This window comes from Ferrovum myxofaciens (genome assembly GCF_000735045.1).
GTDB classification, from domain to species: Bacteria; Pseudomonadota; Gammaproteobacteria; order Burkholderiales; family Ferrovaceae; genus Ferrovum; species Ferrovum myxofaciens.
In genome coordinates, this window is sequence record NZ_JPOQ01000026.1 from 1 (window position 1) to 16,793 (window position 16,793).

The following is a 16,793-nucleotide window of genomic DNA, read 5'->3' on the forward strand; positions in this document are numbered from 1 at the left end:
TCCCAGAATTTTGCCCGAATCGGGACCGGTCCAAATTCAAATCGACACCACCCATTATCGCTCGCAATCCCGCGTCAATCGTGGCTTGCAGCGTTTCGGGTCGTCAATTAACCGGACACTAGTGATATTTTATAGTGTAATCGTTCATGCAAAGCATTATATAGATGCTATTTGTATAATTCAAGCGAAATCTAAGTCAAAATCAAATTCCCGCTTTCCTCCCCATGGCTAAAGCGAGGGGATTCTCGCGGTGTGGGGTTGAATAAATCTTGTCTTTGTTGGTTCTGTTTGGCCTGTCCAGCCAGCGCTTCTGGCTGACAAATATCTTTCAACGAGCATTCGTTACAGCGTGCATCGTTCACCGGTGGTGGTAGTTTTCCTGAAGCCAGCATGGCGCGAATGGCGTCAGCAGTTTCTTCCACCAGTTGCCTGAGTTCCGGTGTAATGTTCACTTCTCGCCGCCTATGGCTGGTGGCATGAAAAATCGCGCCTTTTGGCACAGAATGATTCAATATTTCTTCCAGGCAAATCGCTTGCGCGGCGAGTTGGATATCGTCATGCAACTTTTATCGCTTGGCACCGTGTTTGAACTCAACGGGGTACACACTGCCATCCGGATGGAATTCAACCAGATCGGCCTTGCCATTCAGATTGAGCCGGTCGCACCATACAGGTAAAGCACGCTCCACTCGCACACCCGACTTGATTTCATACCCCGGCGTATCAACAAGATGATGCACAACCTGCCCACGCGCTGTGTGTATGTTATCCTCAAACACCTGCTCCAAATGAATCAACCCGCACTGGCGCGGACAATAAATCCAATGTTGCAGTGCAGAAAGCGCAACGATTTCATCTGATGGATTTGCCATTTAATCAAATAATTGCTGGATGAGTTCGTCGCGCGTGAGTCCATAATGCGCGCCCACACTGGCGAGAATAGCGGCGAGCGTACCCAGTCTTAACGGATCATGATTAGGGATTGTGATGTGATGCTCGCCACGGATCGTGCTTGTCAACGAATCGTGCTTGTCAGTCGCATGTGACTGCCTGTCTGGCGTGTGACACTGTATCCGTATCGTCCGAGACGTTTGACCAAATCCGCTCCGGAAAGATCGCGCGGCAATCTCATGCTGCCAATACTTCTTCACGGGTGATATGCAAGCGTATTAGGCTAGGCGACTGTCCATCGTCAAAATGACAATGCACTGCATCACGGACTTGGGCGTGCAGGCTATGCAGATCGTCCGCCTCGGTCACAATATCCACGCCAACAGCACGCGCGACATAGCCGCCTTCCAGCGCTTCTTCGACAATGAAATGAATTTCACTCATGAATACAGCCCTCCAATAACAAAGATAATCGTTGGAATAGGCTGGCGTTATTGCCATTCCAGTCCGGTAGACCGGCGTGGTGGCCTGCAATGAGATAGACCAGCAAACCGGCCCGCACCCTCTGGCGAGCATAAAACGCGGATTTGTACGCCAATAAAGTTTGATTATCAAATTGCCGGATACCCGCCTGTGGTCATTCGAGTCAATCGCGTGGTATTTCACCTTCTTTTTCTGAGTACCCCACCAATGCCCTGCAAATAAAAACAGCCTGGAGTTTTTATCTCCAAGCCGTTATTTTCACTGGTGCCGGCACTAGGAATCGAACCCAGGACCTTCTGATTACAAATCAACTGCTCTACCAACTGAGCTATGCCGGCACGGCGATGGCGAACATTATCTCATTTAACCAGCGTAAGTGTGGGTTTTTTTGTTGACGAAGTTTCTTTTTTCGATTCAATTGCAGAAACCGATCCCTCTCCGGTAGTTTTCTTGGCTTCCCGGATAGAGGAGGAATCCTGTAAGGGATTTTCTTCTGTCTCTTCAGAGGACAGACGGGAAATCGCCAAACTCAAGGCAGGCCCCTCGGTAACCGAAGAAACGGTGGAAGATGCTTCATCCCATTCATGCTCATCCGGGGGAAAAGCCATACCTTCCCCTGTCTCCCGTGAAAAAAGTCCCAACACGGCCTTCCAGGGTACCCACACTTGCTCCGACTTTCCGTTGAAACGGGCATTGAACTCGATGCCTCCATTGTTCATGGAAAGTTGGCGCGTAGCGGAGTTGCTGATATTGAGAATGATCTGACCTTCCTTGACGAAAGCCAGGGGAACCCGTGCTCCTGTCCCCTCCACCAGAACATGCAGCAGGGGAGTCATGGTATTGTCCTCGCACCACTCCCAAAGTGCACGGGCCAGATAGGGTTTGGTTGAACGGGACACGATCTTACTTCCGCATGGCCTTTTCAGCCGGCGTCATGGAATCGATGAAAGCAGGGCGGGAAAAAATCCGCTCAGCATACTTGAGAAGGGGAGCCGCTTGCTTGGGCAACTGAATCTGATAGTGATCCAGACGCCACAAAAGGGGCGCAATGGCCACATCCAGCATAGTGAAATCTTCACCCAGCATAAACTTCTGCTTAACGAAGATAGGCACGATTTGCGCCAGATTATCGCGCAGGGCTGCCCGGGCTTTATCTGCCAGACCTTTGGCCGCAGCCCCGGATTCCAGGGTGACGACATGGCTGAACAGTTCCACTTCAAAGCGATGAAGAAACAGTCGTGCCCGGGACCGCATGACGGGTTCCGGGGGCATCAACTGCGGATGGGGAAAACGCTCATCGATATACTCATTGATAATGTTTGATTCGTGCAACGTGAGATCGCGCTCCACCAATACAGGCAATCGGTTATAGGGATTCATCACCGCAATCTCTTCCGGCAGATTGAATACGTCCACATCCACGATCTGAAAATCCATACCTTTCTCATACAGCACGATACGACTGCGTTGGCTGAAGGGACAGGTGGTCCCAGAATATAGGGTCATCATAGGATATGTCTCAACTTGGGCAATCTCCCATTCTAATGGATATCTTTCCAGAATTCTCGTTTTAAGGCACGCGCAACCAAAAATAGTATCAGCAGAAACCCCATGACCCACAATCCCAGATGAAGACGGGCTGAACGGGTTGGTTCTGACATGAATACCAGAAAATTGACCAGATCCCCCGCAAACTGATCGTACTCCTGGGGACTCAGACTGCCTTTTTGAATCAGTACCAGCGTGTCTTTCCCTCCCTGCTTCTGAAGCGCCTGCTGCCCCTGCAGTGCCCACAGGACATGGGGCATGGCTACATTGGGAAAGACACGATTGTTCCAACCGCTGGGGCGCTGGTCATCGCGATAAAAAGAACGCAAATAGGTATAAATCCAATCTGCCCCATGCACCCGTGCTTCCACGGTCAGATCGGGGGGCGGAACCCCAAACCAGTTTTGGGCATCCTTGGCTTTGAGTACCACGGTCATGTAGTCCGCCACCTTGGCATCGGTCAGAATCAGGTTCTGTTTGACCTGTTTTTCTGACAACCCCAACTGTTCGAGCAAGTCGAAACGGGCCAGATGGGCACTGTGGCAGTTCATGCAGTAATTCATGAAATGCTGGGCGCCACGCTGCAATGAAGGCAGATTGGAACTATCCACTGGAGCCTTGTCCAGTTTCATTTCCTCATCGGCCTGCACACTGGCGCAGGACAGGCCCAGAAACAGGATCAAAAACCCTTGAATCAAGGCGTGATTCCATGCTTTGAAATAGTTCATGAGGTCACCCGTTCAGGCACTGGTTTGGTTTTGTCGAGCCGGGAATAAATGGGCATCAGCAGAAAGAAACCAAAATAAATCCCGGCACAGACACGGGCAATGGGGTTCACGTACCAGATCGTGGGTTCCTGAGTCCCCAGATAGCCTAAAACGAGAAAGGACAGTACAAAGGCAGTCAATGCCGACTTATACAAGGTTCCCCGGTAGCGCACCGATTTCACCACCCCACGATCCAGCCAGGGAAGCAGGAAAAAAATGAGGACAGCCAAGCCCATGGCCGCAATCCCCAACTGTTTCTGGGGAATGGCTCGTAAAATTGCGTAGAACGGGGTGAAATACCAAAGCGGAGCAATATGGGGAGGCGTCTTGAGAGGGTCGGCGGGGATGAAGTTGTTTTCCTCCAGAAAATAGCCGCCCATTTCCGGCAAAAAGAAAATGATGCCGAAATAAGCGATGAAGTATCCCGAAACCCCTACGATGTCCTTGACCGTGTAGTAGGGATGGAAAGGAATGCCATCCAGAGGAATATGGCTCACGGGGTCCTTGTGATCCTTGATTTCAATGCCATCAGGGTTGTTGGATCCCACCTGATGCAGCGCAACGATGTGCAGAAAAACCAGAACCAGCAGTACCAGTGGCAGGGCGATGACGTGAAAAGCAAAAAATCGGTTCAAGGTGGCATCCGAAATCACATAGTCGCCCCGAATCCACAAGGCTACTTCCGGACTGATGGCATCCACCAGGGAAACGATCACCTGAGCCCCCCAGTAGGACATCTGTCCCCAGGGCAGAAGATAGCCAAAAAAGGCTTCTCCCATCAGACACAGATAAATTGCCATCCCGATGATCCAGAGAAGTTCCCGCGGCTTACGGTAAGAGCCATAGAGAATTCCGCGCATCATGTGCAGGTAGACCACCACAAAAAACATGGAGGCCCCGGTGGAATGCATGTAACGGATCAGCCACCCAAAGTTCACGTCACGCATGATGTATTCCACCGAGGCGAAGGCGAAGCGCGCGTCCGGCTTGTAATTCATGGTCAGAAAAATGCCGGTAACGATCTGCATGACCAGCACGAGAAGGGCCAGGGAACCGAAGTAGTACCAGAAATTAAAGTTCTTCGGGGCGTAGTATTCTGCCAGATGTTCTCGCCAGACTTTTGTCAGAGGAAAACGTTCATCTATCCAGCCCATCACTTGGGAAACCATGATCAACCTCCCTTCTTGTTGGCACCGATCAGGAGACGTTGGTCGTCAAGATAGGTATAAGGCGGGATGCGCATATTGAGCGGTGCTGGCATGTTTTTAAAAACACGCGCCGATAGATCATATTTGGAGCCATGACAGGGGCAGAGAAACCCTCCCGGCCAATCAGATCCCATTCCTCCTTCATTGCCCGCTTTCAGTTTTTCCGTGGGAGAACACCCCAGATGGGTACAAATTCCCACCACCACCAGCATATTGTCATGCCCCGGCATGGCCCGAGCCACATTTTTGCACGGCTCCGGCTGCTCGGACTTGTCGGAGTTCGGGTCACTCAACAAATGCGCATTTTTTTCCAATTGCGCCATCATGGCAGGCGTCCGGTTGATAATCCAGACCGGTTGACCGCGCCACTCCTGAGTCACCATCATACCCGGTTCCACCTTGGAGATATCTGCTTCCACCGGGGCCCCTGCTGCTTTGGCCCGCGCACTGGGAAGCATGCTCAGAACGAAGGGGGTCGCAAGAGCCCCTACGCCCACCCCACCAATGGCTGAAGTTACCCCGATCAGAAGACGCCGACGCCCCCGATCTGCCTGAATTTTGTCCATGTCATTCACCTTCTTTTCAGCTATAGTTCGTATGGTTCGACAGGATCTGCACACACCACCGCTCGCCTGTCATTCTATCAAATTGAGGCGCCTAACTCCTGGTTTCCCATGATCTTGACAACTCGCCCACAGACATCTATAACAATATATTTATTAAGGGATTTTTATTTTCCCGATCCAGCGAAAAATAATATCCTGTCACAACTTGCCGAATATTGATCCAATGAAAAAACTTTGGTTACTTTTTACCCAGGCCGTCACCCTTTGTGCAGGGGGGCTTTTTGCCTTGAGTTTTTTTCGTCATATCTCTCCGGATGAACTCCCCCCTCCCTGGCCAACTGCTGCGCGCCCATTCAGTTCTGCATCCTCCTCCAGTGCCCCCGTGGGGACCCCCGCAGGAGAACCGCTGGGGTCTTACCGCGATGCTGCCCACCGCGCCATGCCCACCGTCGTCAACATATTTACACGCAAAACCCCGCCGCACCGCGCCGATCTCCCTCCCGGCGATCCCCGTCAATTTTTTGGTGATAACGACCCCCAGGATAATTCCGCAGCCCAAATGAGCCTAGGTTCGGGAGTCATTGTACGCCCCAATGGTTACATTCTAACGAATGACCATGTCATCGACGGTGCCCAGGAAATTCAAGTCGCCCTGTCTGACGGGCGTACCATCAAAGCCACTGTAACAGGCACGGATCCGGAAACCGATCTGGCTGTACTCAAGGTCGATCTTGATCATCTTCCGGCCATCAGTTTTGGATCCTCAGACCAGGTGCAAGTAGGGGATGTGGTCCTGGCCATCGGAAATCCCTTTGGCGTGGGTGAAACCGTTACCTCTGGCATCGTCAGCGCTTTGGGGCGTAGCCGTCTGGGGATCAATACATTCGAAAATTTTATCCAGACCGATGCGGCCATCAATCCCGGCAACTCGGGGGGTGCCCTGGTGGACAGTACGGGCAATCTGGTGGGAATCAACAGTGCCATTTATTCCAAGTCGGGAGGTTCACAGGGCATCGGATTCAGCATTCCCGTCAGCCTCGCTCATCAGGTCATGGAGGAAATCATCCGGAATGGTGGCGTAACCCGCGGTTGGATTGGGGTGGAAGTCCAGGACGTCACCCCGGAACTGGCAACCTCCTTTCAGTTGGAGAATGCCAGCGGAGCACTGATTTCAGCGCTCCTGAGGGGAGGACCGGCGCAGCAGGCAGGCGTTCATGCAGGAGACATTCTGGTGGGCGTCGAAGGCCATCCGATAGGGGATTCTCGTGACATGCTCAATCAAGTGGCGGCACTCAAACCCGGGCAGACCGCTCAACTCGAAGTTATTCGAAATCACCAGTCGCTCAAGTTTTCCGTTCATATTGGACGGCGGCCCAAGGGAACCATCCGAAATCTTGACGAACCCGGACAGTAAACCGGAAAGCGCCGGTTGATCTTTGTCCGCGTCGAACTTCTTCAGGATTCCGGGTTCGGCAATTTCAACGGTTCGGCTTCCTCCTCCTTGGGGGCAACCCGACTGGCCACCAGGATCCCCAATTCATACAGCAACCAAAGAGGAATGGCCAGCAAGGTTTGTGAGACTGCGTCGGGAGGGGTGAAGATGGCGCCCACCACAAAAGCAGATACCACCACATAGCGTCGGGCGGCACGCAGTTGCGGTACATTCAGGATCCCCAGTTTGACCAGGAGAACCACCGCCACAGGAGTTTCAAAAGCCAAACCAAAGGCCAGGAACATACTGATGACAAAACTCAGATACTTGTCGATATCCGTCATCATTTCCACTCCTTGGGGTGCCGTATTGGCAAAGAAACCAAAAGCGAAAGGAAAAACCGCAAAATAGGCAAAAGCCATTCCGACATAAAACAGCAGCGTACTGGAAATGATCAGGGGCAAGGCCATGCGTTTTTCATGGTCATAGAGCCCCGGCGCTACAAAGCCCCAGATTTGTGCCAGCACGTAGGGGAGAGCAAGCAGAAAAGCCACCAACCCGGCCACTTTCATGGGAACGAAAAAGGGCGTGGTGACTTCCGTGGCAATCATATGCCCGCCGATGGGCATTTTACTCAACAGGGGATAAGCCAGCCAGGTATACAGTTTGTTAGCAAAGGGCAAAAGGGCCACAAACACCACAAATACAGCCGCCACGGCCCGAATCACGCGGGTACGCAATTCGATGAGATGAACGATAAATTCCTGAATGGTCGTGGATTCTTCGTTCACGATTCCCCCAAGCCCGGTTCTGAAGTGCTGTACATAGGCTGTGGCTCACGGGACAAACTGCGTAACGGCGCGGAACGCCGAACCCCGAAGGGATCACCGCCAAAGAGGGTTTGACCGACCTTCAGAGACTCTTCGACCCCTTGTACCAAGGGGGCATCCCCGTTCATGGCAGAAGACTCCACGTTCCCTGCATCGGCATCGCCGAGCACCGGGTTGGATGGGACAGGATCGACAAGGGTAGAGACCGGGGATACTTCACGCGGGTTGGTCACGGTTTGTACTTCCATGACCGGCTGGTTCAAAACCTGATCCACCGCACTGGTGGAAGCCGCAATTTGGCGCGCCGCTTCGGCACGGGCCTCGGCAATCTTCTTGTCCAGGTCTTTCAATTCAGCCTGCTGCAATTCCCGGTCGATTTCCGCCTTGACCGACTGGGTATAACGCCGAAAACGGCCAAACAGGACACCAGCCCCGCGCGCCACCTTCGGCATACGCTCCGGACCAATGGCGATCAGAGCCACCAGCCCCACCAAGCCAATTTCACTGAAACTAAAGTCCAGCATCGAATACCGTCCTCAGGACGGGGTCTTGTCCTGAGTAGACGCTTCCTTGACAGGAGAAGTGATGGTCTTCTCATCCAGACCACGTTTTTCTTCGGAATTCTCGGCAGTTGCGGTACCGGTCATGCCCTCCTTGAACCCCTTCACTGCTCCACCCAGATCTGCGCCAATATTGCGCAACTTTTTGGTTCCGAATATCAGCACCACGATCAACAATAACAGCAATAAATGCTGGATACTGAATAGATCACCCATGTTTCCTTTCTCCTCTGTGCCTACGCACCCTTTATTTATCTCCACTGCGGGGCAGTGGAGAGGATTTAATGCCGCCCATGATGTGAATGTGCAGGTGGTAGATCTCCTGCCCCCCTCCGGGACCGGTGTTGATCACGATACGGAAACCATCCTTCAGTCCCTGTTCCTGCGCCAGGCGCGGTGCCAGTCCCAACATTTTGCCCAACAATCCTTCATCCTGGGCCGTACATTCAATCAGAGAATCGCGATGTGCCTTTGGAATGATCATGAAATGCACCGGCGCTGCCGGGTGAATGTCATGGAAGGCCAGAATTTCCTCGTCTTCATAGACCTTGCGGCCAGGTAATTCGCCCCGTACGATCCGACAAAACAAACACTCGCTCATGATCCCGCTCCCTGAGGGGGTTGCGCGTCCTGACGCGCAGCCTTTTCGATATGTCCCGACACGCCTTCGCGCCGTGTCAACTCGTTCAATACTTCCTGGGCACTGCCTCCCTGGTCCACCAATAGCACGAGGGAATGAAACCACAGGTCTGCAATTTCGCGCACCAAGGCGGGATGATCACGATCCTTGGCCGCCAGAATGGTTTCCACTGCTTCCTCACCCACTTTGCGCGCCATGACATCCACCCCTCGGGCATACAAACTGGCCACATAGGATGAGTCTGGTGCAGCACCCTTACGCGCTTCCAGAGTCTGGCTCAGACGAGACAAAATTTCCACTTTTTCAGACACCATAGATTTCTCGCGGATCTTTCAACACCGGATTCGATTCGTGCCATTGATCTCCTTCCAGTATCCGGAAAAAGCAGTGGGCACGCCCCGTGTGACACGCAATCCCTCCCACCTGCTCCACCGTCAGAAGCAGGACATCTCCATCACAATCCAGTTGAATCTTTTTCACCTTCTGCACATGCCCCGACTCCTCGCCCTTATGCCACAGGCGTTGACGCGAACGGGACCAGTATACAACTTCGCCTCGACGCACCGTCTGCTGCAAGGATTCGCGATTCATCCAGGCCATCATCAATACCGTGCCCGTGCCCTCTTCCTGAGCAATGGCCGGCACCAGTCCCTCAGCGTCCCAGTGTAGCGCATCCAGCCAGGAAACGTCAGGCTGTGTTGGAGATACAGGGATCATAAACGGACCTCGATACCCTGACTGGCCATGGCTTCCTTGGCCTGCCGAATCGTGTATTCCCCATAGTGAAATATGCTGGCAGCCAAAACCGCATCGGCCAACCCCACACGCACCCCATCACAAAGATGTTGCAAGTTGCCTACCCCTCCACTGGCAATGATGGGCACGCCCACAGCCTCCGCCACGGTACGGGTCAGTTCCAGATCAAACCCTTCCCGGGTACCATCCCGATCCATACTGGTCAACAGGATTTCCCCCGCGCCCCGGCGTACCACCTCTTGCGCCCAGAGCACGGCATCCCATGCAGTGGGACGACGCCCTCCATGGGTGAATACCCCCCATCCCGATGCAGTGGCGGCACGCTTGGCGTCGATGGCTACCACGATGCACTGGGCCCCAAAAAAGTCAGAGGCCTCGGACACCAGATCCGGCCGCTGCAATGCTGCAGAATTGATGCTGACCTTATCCGCCCCGGCATTGAGCAACCGGCGTATATCCTTGACTTCCCGTACTCCCCCCCCCACGGTCAGGGGAATAAACACCTGAGCCGACACTTCCTCGATGATGGGCAGAATCAAATCCCTTTCTTCCGCGCTGGCGGCAATATCGAGAAATGTCACCTCATCTGCCCCCTGTTCATCATAACGCCGGGCAATCTCCACAGGATCGCCGGCATCCCGCAGGGCAACGAAATTCACTCCCTTGACCACCCGTCCGCCCTTGACATCCAGGCAGGGAATGATGCGTCGCGCCAGACCCATTATTGCCCAGCCGGCCAGGCGTTTGCCACGGCCACCGCCGCCGCAAAGTCGAGCGTACCCTCATAAATCGCGCGCCCCGTGATCACTCCGCTGATGCCTTCTTCCTGCACCTGACAAAGCGCTCGAATGTCGTCCAAACCATGCAATCCACCACTGGCGATCACCGGAACATGCAATGCCCGAGCCAGTTCCACGGTTGCCGCCACATTCACCCCGGTCATCATGCCATCCCGACCGATGTCGGTATAGATGATTCCCTCCACCCCGTAGTCCTGGAAACGACGGGCCAGATCCAGGACCTCGTGGCCGGTCAGTTTGGACCAACCTTCCACCGCCACCTTGCCGTCCCTGGCATCGAGCCCCACCAGAATTTGGCCAGGGAAGGCATCACAGGCCTCGTGCAGAAACCCTGGATTCTTCACCGCCGCCGTACCAATGATGACCGCATCGATGCCATCATCCAGATATCGCTCGATCACTTCGAGAGAACGAATCCCACCGCCCAGTTGAATCGGGATTTCCCCGCCCACCGCTGCCACAATCTCCTTGAGCGCCTGTTCATTAACAGGCTTTCCCGCAAACGCCCCATTCAAGTCCACCAGATGAAGGCGCTGGGCGCCCAGCGACAGCCAATGACGCGCCATTTGGGCCGGTTCTTCGGAAAATACAGTCGCCTCTTCCATCAGCCCTTGGCGCAAACGCACACAGCGGCCATCCTTGAGGTCGATGGCAGGAATTACAATCATGGTCGTACCTTTTTCATGAACGTTGGGTAAAAAATCAGGGGGTCCAGTGAATAAAATTGGACAACAGGGTCAGCCCGGCAGCAGCACTTTTTTCAGGGTGAAACTGTACGGCACAAAGGTTGTCCCGGATCACTGCACTGGTAAAAGGAAAACCATACGTCGTGGTGGCCGCACACTCTGCCTCATCGAATTCCTGCACGTAGTAACTATGGACGAAATAGAAACGGGAATCCGGGGCCAATCCACGCCAAAGAGGATGTTCCCGGGTTGCATGTACCTCGTTCCAGCCCATGTGAGGAACCTTGAGACGCTCTCCCTGGGGGCCAAACCGATCCTCGGGAAAACGGCGCACCTTGCCTGCCAACAGCCCCAATCCTGCCACATCACCTTCCTCGGAATGGTCGAACAACACCTGCAACCCAAGGCAAATTCCCAGAAAGGGGCGAATCTGCATCAATTCCCGCACTACCTCCAGAAGATGACGCTCGCGCAAACGTCTCATGCAATCGGGCAATGCCCCCTGCCCCGGAAAAACAACGCGATGGGCCGCGCGCAACCGTTCGGGGCAGTCGGTGACTTCAACCTCGACTTCGGGGGCTACCCGGTTCAGCGCACGGGCCACCGAACGCAGGTTACCCATTCCATAGTCCACCACTGCAATGCGCATCACATTCCGATCCTGTATCAGAGAGAGCCTTTGGTGGAGGGGACTTGGGAAGCACTGCGCGGATCCAGAGTCACCGCCATACGCAAAGCACGCCCCAACGCCTTGAAAACAGTTTCAGCCTGGTGATGCGCATTACGCCCTTTCAGGTTATCCACATGCAAAGTCACTTGGGCATGATTGACAAACCCCTGAAGAAACTCCTGAATCAGGTCCACGTCAAAATCTCCGATGCGGGCACGGGTATAATTCACTTCATACTCCAGCCCAGGACGACCGGACAGATCCACTACCACCCGAGAAAGCGCCTCGTCTAAGGGAATCAGGGCATGACCGTAACGCATCAGACCCTTTTTATCCCCCAGCGCCTGAGCAAATGTCTGGCCCAGCGTAATACCCACATCCTCTATCGTGTGGTGGGCGTCGATATGAAGATCTCCCTGGCACGCCACTTCCAGATCCATCAAACCATGACGGGCCACCTGATCGAGCATGTGATCAAAGAAGGGAACACCGGTGGACAGACGGGAAACGCCTGTCCCATCCAGATCGAGGGAAACCGTCACGGTGGTTTCCAGGGTAGTGCGGGTCAATCGCGCACAGCGCATGTTCTTGTCCGTATTCATTGAATGTCCAACACCCGGCTCAACGCGTCGAGAAAAGCCAGGTTTTCATCGGGAGTTCCCACAGTAACGCGCAGACAATCGTGTAACAGCGGATGTGCCTGACTGAGGTTTTTGATCAATATACCATGATGCCGAAGTCCGTCAAATACTTGCCCGGCTCGGGGTACGCGGAACAGCAGAAAATTTGCGGCGCTGGGAAAAACCGTGACCGGAGCCAACGCTTTCAAGGACGCAGCCAGCAGCATGCGTTCCTGCACAATGGCCTCCACCTGCGTCTGCAGTTCGGCCCGATGTTCCAGCATCACAACCGCCGCCGCTTGATCCAACACGGAGATGTTGTAGGGAAGACGCACTTTGTCAATTTCCGCCAGTATTTCGACGGGTCCGCATAACCAGCCCAAACGCACCCCCGCTAACCCCAGTTTGGATAAAGTACGCATCAAGAGCAGATTGGGATAATGCCCCAACCGATCCTTGAAGGAATAAGTGGTGAAGGGGTAATAGGCTTCATCCACCACCACCAACCCGGGACTGGCCTGGATGACCGCTTCCACCGTTTGAGCATCAAAGCAGTTGCCGGTGGGATTATTGGGATAGGCCAGAAAAGTGAGCGCAGGACGATGACGGGCAATGGCTTCCAGCAAAGCCGGGCCATTCAAGGAAAAGTCCGGATTGAGTGGAACTCCCACAAAGGTCACCTGAGCCAACTGGGCAATCAAGCGAAACATGACGAAGGAAGGTTCTACGCCCAGAATCACTGCACCTGGCTTTGCCACCGCCAAGGCCAGCATCTGGATCAATTCGTCCGAACCGTTGCCCAGCACCATGGCTGGCGTATCGTTCAAGCCCATCAAAGCACCCAGTTGGTGTTTGAGTTGGGAGGCAGAGGGCGAAGGATACCGGTTCAAAGCCAGTTCCCCCAGAGTCGAAGACAGTCGAGCCCGCAACGCAGTGGAGAGCGCGTAGGGATTCTCCATGGCATCCAGTTTTATCATTCTCTCTGCGGAAGGGACTGGGTAAGCATTCAACGCGCGGATATCTTCCCGAACCACGGTACGAACCAGGTCTTCCACGGCTAGACCTCATTCCGAAAACGACAGGCCGCAGAACGTGCATGGGCATGCAATCCTTCCTGCAAGGCCAGTACCTCGGCAATCTCACCCAGGTGACGCGCACCTTCCCGCGAGACCTTCAACACGCTGGATCGCTTCTGGAAATCGTAGACGCCCAGAGGAGAGGCAAACCGTGCCGTGCGCCCGGTGGGCAACACATGATTGGGCCCTGCACAATAATCTCCCAGAGATTCGGAACTGTATCGCCCCGCAAAAATTGCGCCAGCATGGCGTAACAAAGGCAAACAGTCCTCGGGTTGGGCCACGGACAATTCCAGGTGTTCCGGTGCGATGCGGTTGGACAAGTGACAGGCTTCCGCCAAATCACGGACCCGGATCAGTGCCCCCCGATCCGCCAGGGATTTTTCGATCACGGCTTGGCGCGGCAAGGTCGGCAGGAGCGCTACAATGGCCTGTTCCACCTGCTCCAGATAGTTTGGATCCGGACACAGCAATAACGCCTGGGCCAGTTCGTCATGTTCCGCTTGGGAGAACAGATCCATGGCTACCCAGCGAGGATCCGTGGAACCGTCCGCAATAATGAGGATTTCCGAGGGGCCTGCCACCATGTCGATTCCCACCACACCAAAAACCTGGCGTTTGGCGGCAGCCACATAGGCATTGCCAGGGCCGACGATCTTGTCCACTGCAGGTATCGTGGCCGTCCCGTAGGCCAGGGCCGCAATGGCCTGAGCCCCGCCCACAGTAAAGACACGCCGTACACCGGACAAGGCCGCCGCCGCCAGCACCAGTTCATTGCGCACGCCCTCCGGGGTGGGCACCACCATGAGGATATCCTGGACTCCGGCCACGGCGGCAGGAATGGCATTCATCAGGACGGAAGAAGGATAGACCGCTTTACCGCCGGGCACATAAAGCCCCACACGATCGAGGGGAGTGACACGCTGTCCCAGTTCGGTTCCATCCGCTTCCCGTACGCTCCAGGACTCCATGCGCTGATGCTCATGAAATGCGCGAATCCGTTCTGCTGCCTTTTCCAGCGCTCGCCGCTGCGACTGTGGCAACTCCTCCAATGCGCGCGTCAGGACATCTCCAGGCAATTCCAGCAACTCGGCTTGCGCCACGACCAGGCGATCAAAACGTTGGGTGTACTCAAGCAAGGCTTCATCCCCGCGCTTTCTGACGTCCTGAAGAATGGAACGCACCACCGTCTCGACCTGCTCATCCAGAGCACTGTCAAAGGACGTCAGACGGACCAGTTCCGCATCAAATCCCACCGTTGTAGAATCCAGTCGTCGCATTTTCATGGGACCTCTTCTCCAAAAGTTTCCTTCACACCCTGGGCAATGGCTTCTACCACCGGAGCCAGACGCTCCCGGTACAACTTCCAGGCCGCACCATTCACCACCAACCGGGAACTGATCTCCGCAATATTCTCCACGGCCTCCAGGGCATTGGCGCGCAAGGTATTGCCACTGCTCACCAGATCGACGATGGCATCGGCTAAACCCGTGAGTGGGGCCAGTTCCATGGAACCATACAACTTGATCAAATCCACATGGACGCCCTTGGCGGCAAAATGTTCACGGGCCAATTTGGCATATTTGGTTGCTACACGCAGGCGCGCACCCCGTCCTATGGCACCCTCATAGTCAAATCCCTGAGACACAGCCACCATCAGACGACACCGGGCAATACGCAGATCCACCGGTTGATACAGTCCTTCACCGCCCTGTTCGAGCAGAACATCAAGCCCAGCCACCCCCAGGTCAGCGGCCCCCCGCTGGACGTATGTAGGCACATCCGAGGCCCGCACGATGACCAGACGCACATCAGGTCGACTGGTGGGCAGGATGAGTTGGCGTGAACTGTCGGGGTCCACCAGCGGGACAATGCCAGCGCGCGCCAACAAAGGCAAGGTTTCGCCGAAAATCCGCCCCTTTGAAAGGGCCAGAGTGATCCCCGTAAAGGGCGTCGTACTGGATTGATTCATGGTTTCACCGCTCATTCAATCGTGCCACTGCGTTCTCTGCGGACCTCTGCCCCCAACGCACGCAACTTTTGTTCCAGGGTTTCGTACCCCCGATCCAGATGGTAGATCCGATCCACCACGGTTTCTCCCTGCGCAATCAATCCTGCAATCACCAGACTGGCAGAAGCGCGCAGGTCTGTGGCCATGACTGTTGCCCCCTCCAGTTGAGACACCCCCCGAATGATGGCAGCATTGCCTTCCACCTCGATGTTGGCCCCCAATCGGCGTAACTCCTGAACATGCATGAAACGGTTTTCGAAAATGGTTTCGGTGATCACGGTCGTACCTTGCGCCACCGCATTCATGGCCATGAACTGGGCCTGCATGTCTGTAGGAAAGGCAGGGTAGGGCGCCGTACGCAAACTGACCCCGTGATTCGGACCTGCCATGGTCAAATGAATCGTCTCTTCAGTACAACGAATGCGGGCATTGGCTTCCCGCAACTTGTCCAGCACCGCATCCAGTGTCCCGGGGCGTACCCCACGCAATAGAACGTCCCCACCGGTGGCGGCGGCGGCCACCAGAAAAGTGCCGGTTTCAATGCGATCCGGCATGACCGGGTGGGTGGTTCCCTGAAGGTGTTCCACCCCTTCGATGGTAATGACGTCCGTACCGTGTCCTTTAATCTTGGCCCCCATGGCAATCAGGCACTGGGCCAGATCCACCACTTCCGGTTCACGTGCGGCGTTTTCCAGAACCGTCGTCCCTGCCGCCAGAGTCGCTGCCATCATCAGATTTTCGGTACCCGTCACCGTCACCGTATCCATGAATATCCGGGCACCCTGCAAGCGGGTTGCCGATCCCACGATGTACCCATGTTCCACCGACAGATGGGCACCCATAGCCTGCAATCCTTTCAGGTGCAAGTCCACAGGGCGTTCGCCGATGGCACACCCTCCCGGCAAGGAGACACGGGCATGTCCAAATCGGGCCAGCAGAGGTCCCAACACCAGAATGGAGGCACGCATGGTCTTGACCAAGTCGTAGGAAGCCAGGGGTTCCAAGGCAGTCGATGCACTCAGAACCACTTCGCCGTGCTCACCCTCGACCTCCACCCCCATGCCTCTGAGTAAACGCAGCAACGTGCCCACATCGCGCAAGGCAGGAACCCGAGTCACCCGAAGCGGTTGAGCGGTCAACAGAGCAGCGCAGAGAATGGGTAAAGCCGCATTCTTTGCGCCGGAAATCTCAACGGTACCCGTGAGCGGTTGGCCCCCGGCAATGATCAGTCTATCCACGATGTACCTGT

At 54.9% G+C, this 16,793-nt stretch carries 21 protein-coding genes, 1 tRNA gene and 2 pseudogenes; 1 reads left to right on the top strand and 23 read right to left on the bottom strand.

Features of this window, described 5'->3' with window-relative positions:
• Nucleotides 1–191: 191 nt before the first annotated feature.
• The 9 genes and pseudogenes from cas4 to petA form a co-directional block, all read right to left on the bottom strand.
• Nucleotides 192–872: pseudogene (gene cas4, locus IV91_RS19070) on the bottom strand (CRISPR-associated protein Cas4).
• Nucleotides 873–1,132 (bottom strand): annotated as a pseudogene (locus tag IV91_RS19660) (type II toxin-antitoxin system HicA family toxin).
• Nucleotides 1,129–1,335, bottom strand: a complete 207-nt coding sequence (locus IV91_RS0104705) for a hypothetical protein (protein ID WP_031596430.1) — start codon at nucleotides 1,333–1,335, stop codon at nucleotides 1,129–1,131. Before IV91_RS0104705 ends, IV91_RS19660 begins: the two are co-directional and overlap by 4 nt.
• A 301-nt stretch (nucleotides 1,336–1,636) precedes the next feature.
• Nucleotides 1,637–1,712 (bottom strand) — tRNA-Thr (locus IV91_RS0104710).
• Nucleotides 1,713–1,733: 21 nt separating this feature from the next.
• Nucleotides 1,734–2,273: a ClpXP protease specificity-enhancing factor gene (locus tag IV91_RS16680; protein ID WP_051862089.1), complete on the bottom strand. Its 540-nt coding sequence runs from the start codon at nucleotides 2,271–2,273 to the stop codon at nucleotides 1,734–1,736.
• Nucleotides 2,274–2,277: 4 nt separating this feature from the next.
• On the bottom strand, nucleotides 2,278–2,883 hold the full coding sequence (locus IV91_RS0104720) for a glutathione S-transferase N-terminal domain-containing protein (protein ID WP_031596434.1): 606 nt from the start codon (nucleotides 2,881–2,883) through the stop codon (nucleotides 2,278–2,280).
• A gap of 32 nt (nucleotides 2,884–2,915) precedes the next feature.
• A complete protein-coding gene (locus IV91_RS0104725) occupies nucleotides 2,916–3,650 on the bottom strand; it encodes a cytochrome c1 (protein WP_082783077.1) in 735 nt (244 codons plus the stop codon).
• Nucleotides 3,647–4,858, bottom strand: coding sequence for a cytochrome b (locus IV91_RS0104730; RefSeq protein ID WP_031596438.1), 1,212 nt, complete (start codon nucleotides 4,856–4,858; stop codon nucleotides 3,647–3,649). Before IV91_RS0104730 ends, IV91_RS0104725 begins: the two co-directional genes overlap by 4 nt.
• A 2-nt stretch (nucleotides 4,859–4,860) precedes the next feature.
• Nucleotides 4,861–5,463, bottom strand: coding sequence for a ubiquinol-cytochrome c reductase iron-sulfur subunit (petA, locus tag IV91_RS0104735; protein ID WP_031596440.1), 603 nt, complete (start codon nucleotides 5,461–5,463; stop codon nucleotides 4,861–4,863).
• Between the two features lie 223 nt (nucleotides 5,464–5,686).
• On the opposite strand from petA, the gene IV91_RS0104740 reads away from it, so the two are divergent.
• Nucleotides 5,687–6,877: a Do family serine endopeptidase gene (locus IV91_RS0104740; protein ID WP_031596442.1), complete on the top strand. Its 1,191-nt coding sequence runs from the start codon at nucleotides 5,687–5,689 to the stop codon at nucleotides 6,875–6,877.
• A 41-nt stretch (nucleotides 6,878–6,918) separates the two neighbouring features.
• Here the strand turns inward: IV91_RS0104740 and tatC are convergent, their stop codons facing one another.
• The 14 genes from tatC to murA are packed head-to-tail and all read right to left on the bottom strand — an operon-like array spanning nucleotide 6,919 to nucleotide 16,782.
• Entirely contained in the window at nucleotides 6,919–7,686 is a 768-nt protein-coding gene (gene tatC / locus IV91_RS0104745; protein ID WP_035417168.1) for a twin-arginine translocase subunit TatC, read from the bottom strand.
• A complete protein-coding gene (gene tatB, locus IV91_RS16685; RefSeq protein ID WP_051862090.1) occupies nucleotides 7,683–8,249 on the bottom strand; it encodes a Sec-independent protein translocase protein TatB in 567 nt (188 codons plus the stop codon). The genes tatC and tatB overlap by 4 nt, the downstream gene beginning before the upstream one ends.
• Nucleotides 8,250–8,261: 12 nt before the next feature.
• Nucleotides 8,262–8,501, bottom strand: coding sequence for a Sec-independent protein translocase subunit TatA (gene tatA / locus IV91_RS0104755; RefSeq protein ID WP_031596448.1), 240 nt, complete (start codon nucleotides 8,499–8,501; stop codon nucleotides 8,262–8,264).
• Between the two features lie 31 nt (nucleotides 8,502–8,532).
• On the bottom strand, nucleotides 8,533–8,886 hold the full coding sequence (locus IV91_RS0104760) for a histidine triad nucleotide-binding protein (protein WP_031596450.1): 354 nt from the start codon (nucleotides 8,884–8,886) through the stop codon (nucleotides 8,533–8,535).
• Nucleotides 8,883–9,239, bottom strand: a complete 357-nt coding sequence (locus tag IV91_RS0104765) for a phosphoribosyl-ATP diphosphatase (RefSeq protein ID WP_031596452.1) — start codon at nucleotides 9,237–9,239, stop codon at nucleotides 8,883–8,885. The genes IV91_RS0104760 and IV91_RS0104765 overlap by 4 nt, the downstream gene beginning before the upstream one ends.
• Nucleotides 9,229–9,642, bottom strand: a complete 414-nt coding sequence (hisI, locus tag IV91_RS0104770) for a phosphoribosyl-AMP cyclohydrolase (protein WP_051862094.1) — start codon at nucleotides 9,640–9,642, stop codon at nucleotides 9,229–9,231. The genes IV91_RS0104765 and hisI overlap by 11 nt, the downstream gene beginning before the upstream one ends.
• Complete coding sequence (gene hisF / locus IV91_RS0104775; RefSeq protein WP_031596456.1) at nucleotides 9,639–10,403, bottom strand: imidazole glycerol phosphate synthase subunit HisF; 765 nt, start codon at nucleotides 10,401–10,403, stop codon at nucleotides 9,639–9,641. Before hisF ends, hisI begins: the two co-directional genes overlap by 4 nt.
• Nucleotides 10,403–11,149 carry a 1-(5-phosphoribosyl)-5-[(5-phosphoribosylamino)methylideneamino]imidazole-4-carboxamide isomerase gene (gene hisA / locus IV91_RS0104780; RefSeq protein ID WP_031596458.1) on the bottom strand — a complete coding sequence of 249 codons (747 nt, stop codon included), beginning with the start codon at nucleotides 11,147–11,149 and terminating at the stop codon, nucleotides 10,403–10,405. Before hisA ends, hisF begins: the two co-directional genes overlap by 1 nt.
• A gap of 34 nt (nucleotides 11,150–11,183) precedes the next feature.
• A complete protein-coding gene (gene hisH, locus IV91_RS0104785; protein WP_150112385.1) occupies nucleotides 11,184–11,819 on the bottom strand; it encodes an imidazole glycerol phosphate synthase subunit HisH in 636 nt (211 codons plus the stop codon).
• Between the two features lie 14 nt (nucleotides 11,820–11,833).
• Nucleotides 11,834–12,421, bottom strand: coding sequence for an imidazoleglycerol-phosphate dehydratase HisB (hisB, locus tag IV91_RS0104790; protein WP_031596460.1), 588 nt, complete (start codon nucleotides 12,419–12,421; stop codon nucleotides 11,834–11,836).
• Nucleotides 12,422–12,435: 14 nt separating this feature from the next.
• The gene (gene hisC / locus IV91_RS0104795) at nucleotides 12,436–13,512 is read right to left on the bottom strand and encodes a histidinol-phosphate transaminase (RefSeq protein WP_031596462.1); all 1,077 of its coding nucleotides are present in this window, start codon (nucleotides 13,510–13,512) and stop codon (nucleotides 12,436–12,438) included.
• 2 nt (nucleotides 13,513–13,514) lie between these two features.
• Nucleotides 13,515–14,819 (bottom strand): histidinol dehydrogenase, encoded by a 1,305-nt coding sequence (hisD, locus tag IV91_RS0104800; protein WP_031596464.1) that lies wholly within the window; start codon nucleotides 14,817–14,819, stop codon nucleotides 13,515–13,517.
• On the bottom strand, nucleotides 14,816–15,520 hold the full coding sequence (hisG, locus tag IV91_RS0104805) for an ATP phosphoribosyltransferase (RefSeq protein ID WP_200874328.1): 705 nt from the start codon (nucleotides 15,518–15,520) through the stop codon (nucleotides 14,816–14,818). The genes hisD and hisG overlap by 4 nt, the downstream gene beginning before the upstream one ends.
• Nucleotides 15,517–16,782, bottom strand: coding sequence for a UDP-N-acetylglucosamine 1-carboxyvinyltransferase (gene murA, locus IV91_RS0104810; protein ID WP_031596466.1), 1,266 nt, complete (start codon nucleotides 16,780–16,782; stop codon nucleotides 15,517–15,519). Before murA ends, hisG begins: the two co-directional genes overlap by 4 nt.
• Nucleotides 16,783–16,793: the final 11 nt, after the last annotated feature.

Excerpts from the sequence above, each read along its gene's own strand:
- IV91_RS0104705 (WP_031596430.1), bottom strand. The coding sequence starts at position 1,335 with ATGAGTGAAATTCATTTCATTGTCGAAGAAGCGCTGGAAGGCGGCTAT.
- hisB (WP_031596460.1), bottom strand. The coding sequence starts at position 12,421 with ATGCGCTGTGCGCGATTGACCCGCACTACCCTGGAAACCACCGTGACG.
- IV91_RS0104730 (WP_031596438.1), bottom strand. The coding sequence starts at position 4,858 with ATGGTTTCCCAAGTGATGGGCTGGATAGATGAACGTTTTCCTCTGACA.
- IV91_RS0104765 (WP_031596452.1), bottom strand. The coding sequence starts at position 9,239 with ATGGTGTCTGAAAAAGTGGAAATTTTGTCTCGTCTGAGCCAGACTCTG.
- IV91_RS0104725 (WP_082783077.1), bottom strand. The coding sequence starts at position 3,650 with ATGAACTATTTCAAAGCATGGAATCACGCCTTGATTCAAGGGTTTTTG.
- hisA (WP_031596458.1), bottom strand. The coding sequence starts at position 11,149 with ATGATTGTAATTCCTGCCATCGACCTCAAGGATGGCCGCTGTGTGCGT.
- hisI (WP_051862094.1), bottom strand. The coding sequence starts at position 9,642 with ATGATCCCTGTATCTCCAACACAGCCTGACGTTTCCTGGCTGGATGCG.
- petA (WP_031596440.1), bottom strand. The coding sequence starts at position 5,463 with ATGGACAAAATTCAGGCAGATCGGGGGCGTCGGCGTCTTCTGATCGGG.
- tatA (WP_031596448.1), bottom strand. The coding sequence starts at position 8,501 with ATGGGTGATCTATTCAGTATCCAGCATTTATTGCTGTTATTGTTGATC.
- tatB (WP_051862090.1), bottom strand. The coding sequence starts at position 8,249 with ATGCTGGACTTTAGTTTCAGTGAAATTGGCTTGGTGGGGCTGGTGGCT.
- hisD (WP_031596464.1), bottom strand. The coding sequence starts at position 14,819 with ATGAAAATGCGACGACTGGATTCTACAACGGTGGGATTTGATGCGGAA.
- IV91_RS0104720 (WP_031596434.1), bottom strand. The coding sequence starts at position 2,883 with ATGATGACCCTATATTCTGGGACCACCTGTCCCTTCAGCCAACGCAGT.
- IV91_RS0104760 (WP_031596450.1), bottom strand. The coding sequence starts at position 8,886 with ATGAGCGAGTGTTTGTTTTGTCGGATCGTACGGGGCGAATTACCTGGC.
- IV91_RS0104740 (WP_031596442.1), top strand. The coding sequence starts at position 5,687 with ATGAAAAAACTTTGGTTACTTTTTACCCAGGCCGTCACCCTTTGTGCA.
- hisG (WP_200874328.1), bottom strand. The coding sequence starts at position 15,520 with ATGAGCGGTGAAACCATGAATCAATCCAGTACGACGCCCTTTACGGGG.
- hisF (WP_031596456.1), bottom strand. The coding sequence starts at position 10,403 with ATGGGTCTGGCGCGACGCATCATTCCCTGCCTGGATGTCAAGGGCGGA.